General features: G+C 68.8%; 6 protein-coding genes. 1 reads left to right on the forward strand and 5 read right to left on the reverse strand.

Annotated elements, in window-relative coordinates:
• Positions 1-57 precede the first annotated feature (57 nt).
• Both ACR2JA_RS06495 and ACR2JA_RS06500 read right to left on the reverse strand, forming a co-directional pair.
• Positions 58-1,869, reverse strand: coding sequence for a GspE/PulE family protein (locus tag ACR2JA_RS06495; protein ID WP_434008290.1), 1,812 nt, complete (start codon positions 1,867-1,869; stop codon positions 58-60).
• Positions 1,870-2,010: 141 nt separating this feature from the next.
• On the reverse strand, positions 2,011-2,793 hold the full coding sequence (locus ACR2JA_RS06500) for a spermidine synthase (protein WP_434008291.1): 783 nt from the start codon (positions 2,791-2,793) through the stop codon (positions 2,011-2,013).
• Between the two features lie 145 nt (positions 2,794-2,938).
• Between ACR2JA_RS06500 and ACR2JA_RS06505 the strand changes: the two genes are divergently transcribed.
• Entirely contained in the window at positions 2,939-3,751 is an 813-nt protein-coding gene (locus tag ACR2JA_RS06505; protein ID WP_434008292.1) for a mechanosensitive ion channel family protein, read from the forward strand.
• Positions 3,752-4,087: 336 nt separating this feature from the next.
• On the opposite strand, the gene ACR2JA_RS06510 is transcribed toward ACR2JA_RS06505, so the two are convergent.
• The 3 genes from ACR2JA_RS06510 to ACR2JA_RS06520 all read right to left on the reverse strand — a co-directional run.
• A complete protein-coding gene (locus ACR2JA_RS06510; protein WP_434008293.1) occupies positions 4,088-4,582 on the reverse strand; it encodes a DNA-deoxyinosine glycosylase in 495 nt (164 codons plus the stop codon).
• Positions 4,579-5,421 (reverse strand): TatD family hydrolase, encoded by an 843-nt coding sequence (locus ACR2JA_RS06515; protein ID WP_434008294.1) that lies wholly within the window; start codon positions 5,419-5,421, stop codon positions 4,579-4,581. The genes ACR2JA_RS06510 and ACR2JA_RS06515 overlap by 4 nt, the downstream gene beginning before the upstream one ends.
• 18 nt (positions 5,422-5,439) lie before the next feature.
• Positions 5,440-5,751: ABC transporter ATP-binding protein (locus tag ACR2JA_RS06520; protein WP_434008295.1), on the reverse strand; the 312-nt coding region annotated here is incomplete at its 5' end.

The raw sequence follows: 5,751 nt of genomic DNA on the forward strand, positions 1-5,751 counted from the left end.
ATATAAGCCACTGGTGAAGCTTTGCCGCTTCGGCCCGGCCAGCCGTGGGGGCACTAACTAGCCCGTCACCGGCGGTGTGGTGGCCAGCACCTCGTCCAGCGTGGTCTGCCCCTCGGCCACGCGCGCAGCGCCGGCCAGGCGCAGCGGGCGCATGCCGTCGGCCACGGCCTGGCGGCGCAGGGCCTCCATCTGCGGCTCGCGGCTGACCGTGTCCTTGAAGGCTTCGGTCACGGTCAGCAGTTCGTACAGGCCCATGCGGCCGCGGAACCCGGTCATGCGACAGTCCACGCAGCCCACGGGTTTGTAGGGGCGGTAACTGCCGGTCACCTTCCAGGGTTTGACGAGTTCCGTCAGTGCCTGGTGCGAGGCGGCGGTGGCGTCGTCGTCCTCGCGCACGCGGCAGGCCGGGCACAGGGTGCGCACGAGGCGCTGTGCCAGCACACCCAGCACGGTGGCGTTGAGCAGGTAGGGCGGGATGCCCAGCTCCATCAGCCGCATGACGGCGCTGGGCGCGTCGTTGGTGTGCAGCGTGGTGAACACCAGGTGGCCGGTCAGCGCGGCCTGCACCGCCATCTCGGCGGTGGCCAGGTCGCGCACCTCGCCGACCATGATGATGTCCGGATCCTGCCGCATCAGCGCGCGCAGGCCCTGGGCGAAGTCCAGGTCCAGGTGGGGTTGCACCTGGGTCTGGTTGAAGGCGGGCTCGATCATTTCGATCGGGTCTTCGACCGTGCTGACGTTCACCTCTTCGGTCGCCAGGCGCTTGAGCGTAGCGTAGAGCGTGGTGGTCTTGCCCGAACCGGTGGGACCGGTCACCAGGATGATGCCGTGCGGGCGCCGGGTCAGGTCTTCCCAGCGCTGCGCGTCGTGCGGCGCAAAGCCCAGCGCGGTCAGGTCTTTGACCGTCGAGTCCGGGTCGAAGATGCGCATCACCAGCTTCTCGCCAAAGGCGGTGGGCAGGGTCGAGAGGCGCATTTCCACCTCTTCGCCACGCTCGGCACCGCGGCCCGGGCGCAGGGTCTTGATGCGCCCGTCCTGCGGGCGGCGCTTTTCCACCACGTCCATGCGGCCCAGCAGCTTGATGCGCGCGGTCATCGCGCTCATCACGCCCATGGGCATCTGGTAGACCGGGTGCAGCACGCCATCGATTCGGAAGCGGATCACACCCTGCTCGCGCCGCGGCTCCAGGTGGATGTCGCTGGCGCGCTGGTCGAAGGCGTATTGCCACAGCCAGTCCACCACCTGCACCACGCCCTGGTCGTTGGCGTCCAGCTGCTTGTTGGCCTTGCCCAGCTCCACCAGCTGTTCGAAGCTGGCCATGGCGTTCTGGCCGCCGCTCTTGCTGGCCGCGCGCACCGACTTGGCCAGCGCGAAAAACTCGGCCGTGTAGCGCTTGATCTCGCCCGGGCTGGCCAGCGCCAGGCGCACGCTGCGGCGGGTCTGGCGCTCCACCTCGGGCACCCAGTCGCGGATGAAGGGTTCGGCCGTGGCCACCACCACCTCGGCCGGCCCCACCAGCACCGGCAACACATGGTGGCGCTCGGCGTAGGCCGCGCTCATCACGTCGGCCACCTTGGCCACGTCCACCTTCAGCGGGTCGATGCGCACGTAGTCCAGCCCACAGCGCTGCGCCAGCCATTGCGTGAGCGCCTCCACGTCCAGCAGCGTGCCGTCGGTGCGCGCCACGCCCACCACGGCCAGCCGCTGCAGCGGGTGCAGCGTGCTCTGTGCACTGGCACAGCGGGCCACGGTGCGCGCGGCCTCGTCGGCGCTGATGACGCCATCCTCGTGCAGCCAGCCGACCAGCACGCGCCAGTCGATCGGGCCGTGCTGGGCGGCGGGTGCGTGGGATGTCGTGTGGGTTTTCATCAGTGCATCTCGCGTGTCATTCAGGCTGCAACACATCCGGGCCGCGGGCAAGGTTTCGTCCAGTGACACCGCCGGGCCGGCTCTGCCGGACGGTTGGTGTCGCCCCCTGGGGGGTGACGCGAAGCGGCGCGGGGGGAGGCTTCACTTGGCTGGCTTGAAGATCTTCATCCACTTCACCGCCGGCAGCCCCCAGCGCGACTGGATCTCTTCGGCCCGCGCCAGCAGCTGCATGCGCGTGGGCCGGTCGGCCGTGCGCTGCGCCAGCACGATGGTGTTGCCCTCGCGCGTGGGCTTGAAGGCCCAGACCGCGTCGTCGCCGAAGGCCGCGCAGATGCTCTGCAGCGAGCGCTCGTAACTCGCAACGCGGCCAAACAGGTTCACGGTCATGCAGCCGTCGTCGGTCAGCACCGAGCGGCAGTCGGCGTAAAAGTCGGGGCTGTCGAGCACGGGCGCCGCGGCTTCGTGGTCGTACAGGTCCACCTGCAGCGCGTCGATCTGGCCGGTGTAGGCCGGGTTGCGGATTTCCTCACCCGCATCGGCCAGCACCACGCGCAGGCGGGCGCTGTCGGCCGGCAGCTTGAACCACTGGCGGCACACCGCCAGCACCTGGGGGTTGATCTCGATGGTGGTGGTGTCCATGCGCAGCTTCTTGAAGTGGAACTTCGTCAGCGCGGCCGAGCCCAGGCCCAGCTGCAGCGCGCGGCGCTTGGACACGGTGTCGGGGTCCACGAAGAGCAGCCAGGCCACCATGCGCTGCACGTAGTCCAGCTCGATGTCGAACGGCGCGTCCAGCAGCATCGAACCCTGGATCCATTCGGTGCCCAGGTGCAGGAAACGCACCTCGCTGTCTTCGGAAATCGTCACATCGGGCAGGGTCTGCACCCCCGTGCGGCGGCGGGCGGTGGCGTTGGCGCCGGCCTTCATGCGCGGCCTCCGGTGGCGTCAGAAAGCCACAGTGCAGCGCACAATGACACGGCATCCGGCGAGGGGATGGGGCCGGTGTCGTCACCGGGGCATGCGGCGGGGGAATACTGCGTCGAAAGCATCTGAACCTTTGAAAGGAATCATTATGAACATGGAAGTTGTCTGGACTTTTCTCACCACGCAGGGCGCGGAGTTCGGTCTGAAAATCCTGGGCGCCATCGCGGCCTGGATCATCGGCCGCTGGCTCATTGGCCTGGCGGTGCGGCTGATCGCGGCCGGCATGGAAAAGGGCAAGAAGCTCGACGCGACGCTGATCCAGTACCTCAAGTCCATCATCTCGGTCACGCTGACGCTGATCCTGGTGCTGGCCATCCTGGACATTTTCGGCATCAAGACCACGTCGTTCGCGGCCCTGCTGGCCGGCGCGGGTCTGGCCATCGGCGCCGCCTGGAGCGGCATGCTGGGCAACTTCGCGGCCGGTCTGTTCCTGCAGGTGCTGCGGCCCTACAAGGTGGGCGACTTCATCAGCGCCGGCGGCACGCTGGGCACGGTCAAGGAACTGGGCCTGTTCGCCACCACCATCCTCACGCCCGACAACGTGATGACCGTGGTGGGCAACAACAAGGTGTTTTCGGACAACGTGCAGAACTTCAGCGCCGAGCCGTTCCGCCGCGTGGATTGCGTGGCCAAGGTGGCCAACAGCGTGGATGTGATGGACGCCATCGCCCGCCTGCGCCCGGCCATTGCCGCCATTGCCAACGTGAAGGATTCGCCGGCACCGGACATCGAGATCCTGCAGTTCACGCCCGAAGGCCCGCTGCTGTGCGTGCGCCCCTACACCCACACCGACCATTACTGGCAGGTCTACTTCGACACGCACAAGGCGATCGTTTCGACCTTTGGCGCGGCGGGCTATCCGGTGCCCGAAACGCCGGTGGTGCACCGTACGGTGGGCTGAGCTTCCTGCTCGGTTTGAACTGAAGCCGTCCGGTGTTCGTGCCGGGCGGCTTTTTCTTTTGTTTGGCCTTTGCCGGCCGACACCGCGCGGGACGTAGGCGCCGCGTGGCCGAGTGAGGCCCCTTTTGCTCGCTGCACGGCCACCGGTTGACGGGCTCGGGGTGTGCTGCAGAGGGAAATAAAAAATCCGGCGCCGGGACGCCCCAAGCCGGATAAGCCCCCACGGGGGCAGCGACCCGCGCAGCGGCGGAGCATGGGGGCGACAGTCCTGAGGCGGCGTCAGCCGCCGGGGGACATTCGCGGCGCAGCGCACCCCGGTGTCGCCAATCCGCGAGGTCTAAGCCAGGGAATATTTGACGAACACATCTCTCCACGCCAGCAGCTTCCGCTCAAACGACCAGCTCGCGTTCGCCGGGCTGGTGGACGGCAGCGGGTGCACCGGCAAACCCAGCGCCTGCGTGTGCTTCGCGTGCCGGAAGCTCTCGCCTCCGTTGTGCGCGATCGCCTGCAAGCGCGGGCATTGCTGCCGCAGCCATGCGAAATCGTTGAGCTCGGCGTTCCGGATGGCGCTGTCCAGGCTGCCCTCGCGCTCGCAGGCGCCGTACACGTCCCAGATGCCCAAGCCCCGTTCGCGCACGGCCTCAACGCGCGCCGCGTAGCTCATCTCCACCAGGTCCACCGCCCACAGCGCCGACAGGATCTTCCAGAACTGGTTCTGCGGGTGGCCGTAATACTGCTGGGCGCGCAGCGATGCCACGCCCGGAAAACTGCCCAGCACCAGCAGCCGCGTGGCGGGCCCGATCACCGGCGGCAGACCGACCAAGCGGGTCATACGGTCAGTAACGCCGCCAGCCGCGGCAGCACGCGTTGCGCGTTGGCGGTGGTCGCCGCGGCGAGCGCTTCGGCGCTGATGCCGCGCAAACCGGCAATCAGCTCACCGATACGCGGCAACTCGGCCGGCGTGTTCAGCCCCTGCGACCGGCCCGCCGCACGCTCGGCGGCGGTGGCGTACAGCCACTGCGGTGGGATATCGGGCGCGTCGGTCTCCAGCACCAGGGCCGACAGCGGCAGACCGGCCGCCAGTGCGCGCAGGCGCTTCGCCGGCTCGAAGGTGGACGCGCCGCCAAAGCCAAGGGCGAAGCCCAGGTCGGTGAAGGCGCGCGCCTGCTCCGGACTGCCGTTGAAGGCGTGCGCGATGCCACCGCCCGTGGGCAGCTCGCGCAGGTGCTTGAGCAAATGGTCGGCACTGCGCCGCACGTGCAGGATCACCGGCAGGCGGTGTTTGCGCGCCAGCTTCAGCTGCGCGCGGTAAAAGCGCTCCTGTCGCTCGCGCATGGCGGGCTCGCACAGCGCGGGCACGAAGAAGTCCAGCCCGATCTCGCCCACCGCCACCAGGCGTGGGTCACCCGCGTGCGCGGTCAGCGCGGCGTCGAGTGCGTCCAGGTCCTCGTCCAGCGCATTCGGCACGAACAATGGGTGGATGCCCAGCGCGTACGCATCGCCCAGCCGGTGCGCCAGCAGACGCACCGTGTCCAGGTTCTGCCGCATCACGGCCGGTATCACACACAGGCCCACACCCCGATCGCTCGCCAAGACCCGAGCGCTCAGCGCCAGCGCGTGGTCCGGTCCGAACTCCGGAGCGTCCAGGTGCGCGTGGGTGTCGATCCACATGGTCGACCGTGAACAAGCTCAGCCGAGCAAACCGGCGGTCAGGCGCAGCACGCGGCCGCAGCGGGCCGCCAGCGCTTCGTCGTGCGTGACGACAATGAAGGCCGTGCCCTGGTCGCGCGCCAGCTGCATCATCAGCTCGAACACGCCGTCGGCGGTGGCGCGGTCCAGGTTGCCGGTGGGTTCGTCGGCCAGCACACAGGCCGGCTGCGCGACCAGCGCCCGCGCGATGGCCACGCGCTGGCGTTCGCCGCCCGACAGCTCGGCCGGGCGGTGGTGCAGACGACCAGACAGGCCCACCTTGGCCAGCACCCGGGCCGCCTGCTCGCCCGC

The organism is Hydrogenophaga sp. (assembly GCF_051007235.1).
GTDB lineage: Bacteria > Pseudomonadota > Gammaproteobacteria > Burkholderiales > Burkholderiaceae_C > Hydrogenophaga.